Annotated in this window: 2 protein-coding genes and 1 pseudogene; all 3 read right to left on the bottom strand. The window is 67.6% G+C overall.

Features of this window, described 5'->3' with window-relative positions; all coding sequences use genetic code 11:
- Window positions 1-922: VWA domain-containing protein (locus EOA33_RS32630; RefSeq protein ID WP_127407496.1), on the bottom strand; the 922-nt coding region annotated here is incomplete at its 3' end.
- Window positions 923-1141: 219 nt separating this feature from the next.
- Window positions 1142-2029 carry a MoxR family ATPase gene (locus tag EOA33_RS32620; protein ID WP_127407495.1) on the bottom strand — a complete coding sequence of 296 codons (888 nt, stop codon included), beginning with the start codon at window positions 2027-2029 and terminating at the stop codon, window positions 1142-1144.
- 7 nt (window positions 2030-2036) lie between these two features.
- A pseudogene (locus tag EOA33_RS32615) lies at window positions 2037-2329 on the bottom strand (xanthine dehydrogenase family protein molybdopterin-binding subunit); the annotation flags it as partial.

The raw sequence follows: 2329 nt of genomic DNA, 5'->3' as shown, positions 1-2329 counted from the left end.
TCGCGGTCTCGAGATCGGCGTGGTCGCCGCGCTCCAGCGCATCCGAAAGGATGACCACCGCCGCGCCGCGGGCGAAGGCGGAAAAACGCGGCACGGTCAGGAAGGCGAGCAGCGTCGGCCCCATTCGGGTGCCGCCGTCCCAGTCGTCGACCAAAGCCGCCGCCCGGGCAAGCGCCTGGTCGCGATCGCGGGTGCGCAGCGCCGAGGTGATGCGCGTGAGCCGAGTGCCGAAGGTGAAGATTTCCGCCCTGTCCGCGCCTTGCACGGCGGCGTGCGCCAACTTCAGGTAATCGGCGGTATGGAGCTTCATCGAGCCGGAGACGTCGATGAGCAGGAGCAGCTTGCGCGGCACGGTCTGACGGCGGCGGAGCTGCGGCGAAGGAATGTCGCCGTCGGCGCTGACGATTTCGCTGAGTGAACGCCTGAGGTCGAGCGTGCCGCGCGAGCGGGTGCGGATGGTGCGGAAGGAGCGGCGGGCGGGCAGGGCGGAGGCGAGCCCGTGGCGGAATGCGCTAAGACCGTCGGCGTCGCGCTGGAAATCGCGGCTGCTCAACTGCTCGCGCGCCGAGAACAGATCGCCGCCCTTCTCATGGCGAGCGGCCTGGCTTTCTTCCTCGCGCGTGCCACGATCGTCCTTGATGCGGGTTTCCTCGTCTTCTTCGCCTGCGATCGAGGGTCTGGCGTCGGCGTAGAAATGGGCGCGGAAATGCGCCTCGAATTCGATGCGACGGTCGGGCGAAGGCGCGAGCGTCGCCAGCGCGGCCTCGCGGATGTCGTTCATCAATCGGGGGCCGAGCAGTGTGACCGCCTGCATGAAGCTGGAGACTTGCTCGGGGGCGATGGGAAAGGCGTGATGGCGCAGCAAGCGGGCGAAGCCCAGTAAGGGCTCGGCGGCACGAGGCAGTTTTTCCGCACGCCTCATTCCTTCGCGCCCCCCTTTGTCCTGCCGGACATCTCCCCCTCAAGGGGGGAGATTGGCAGCTTGGGCGCTCGGCTTGATCTTGCGACGTTGAAAATTGGCGAGAGCCGGCGTGACGTCTGATCTCCCCCCTTGTGGGGGAGATGTCCGGCAGGACAGAGGGGGGCGCTGTCCCGCCAGCGTTGCGAATTAGCCCAGGGGTATTGCGCTGGCGCGTTGCGATTACTCATCACCCAACGCCTCCTCGACGATCTTCCCAAGTTCCGGCGCGATCGCGGACAGATCTTCCTCGTCCTTGATCAGCAAGCCGATGGCGCGGAGAAAGGCTTCCGGCCACGGGTTGCCGCCCTTTTCGAGAATGGTGGCGGCATTCGCCCATTCCACCGCCTCGGCGATGCCGGGCGGCTTGGCCAGCGGGCGGGCGCGGATCTGCTGCACGGCATTGGCCACCGCGCGCGCCGTCGCCTCGGCGACATCGCCCGCGCGCAGCATGATGATCTCGGCCTCGCGCGCGGCGTCGGGATAGCCGATCCAGTGGTAGACGCAGCGCCGGCGCAGCGCCTCGGCCAGCTCGCGGGTGCGGTTGGAGGTCAGGATGACGATCGGCTGCGTTGCGGCGCGGATCGTGCCGCGTTCCGGGATGCTGATCTGGAAATCGGAGAGGAATTCAAGCAGCAGGGCTTCGAATTCGTGGTCGGAGCGATCGATCTCGTCGACGAGCAGCACACGCTGTTCCGGCGCGCGCAGCACCTGCAGCAGAGGCCGCGCGATCAGGAAGCGGTCGTCATAGATGTCGATCTCGTGCTCGCCGGCATGGCGGATGGCGAGCAACTGGCGCTGGTAGTTCCATTCATAGAGCGCATGCGCGGCGTCGATGCCTTCATAGCATTGCAGGCGCACCAGCTCACGGCCGAGCAGTTCGGCCACTGCCTTGGCGGCTTCGGTCTTGCCGACGCCCGGCGCGCCTTCGAGCAGCAGCGGCTTGCCGAGGCGAATGGCCAGGAAGATCGCCGTCGCAAGGCTGTCGTCGGCGAGATAGCGCGAGGCGGCAAGGCGCGCCGCCACCGCTTCCGGCGAAGCCGCGATCTGTTCGGCGTCGGCGCGTGTCATCGCCCGCTCAGCCCGCGGCCTGCGCCTTCAGCGCGCGCAGGATGCGTTCCGGCGTGATCGGCAGCGTGTCGATGCGAACGCCGACGGCGTCGAAAACGGCATTGGCGACGGCGGGGATCTGCGGGTTGGCGCACATCTCGCCCGGTCCCTTGGCGCCGAAGGGACCGTCCGCCGACGGCCGTTCCAGCACGATGATCTCGGTCTCGGCGAGATCGCCGGGACCGGGCATCAGATACTGGTTGAAATCGGTGCCGCCATGGTCGCGGTTCGGATAATAGGGCTCCGTCGTCTCGTAGAGGG

It is taken from the genome of Mesorhizobium sp. M4A.F.Ca.ET.050.02.1.1, from assembly GCF_003997725.1.
Lineage (GTDB): Bacteria > Pseudomonadota > Alphaproteobacteria > Rhizobiales > Rhizobiaceae > Mesorhizobium.
This window is presented reverse-complemented; position numbering and strand designations above follow the sequence as displayed.

Coding starts and splice junctions, on each gene's coding strand:
- EOA33_RS32620 (WP_127407495.1), bottom strand. CDS start 2,029: ATGACACGCGCCGACGCCGAACAGATCGCGGCTTCGCCGGAAGCGGTG.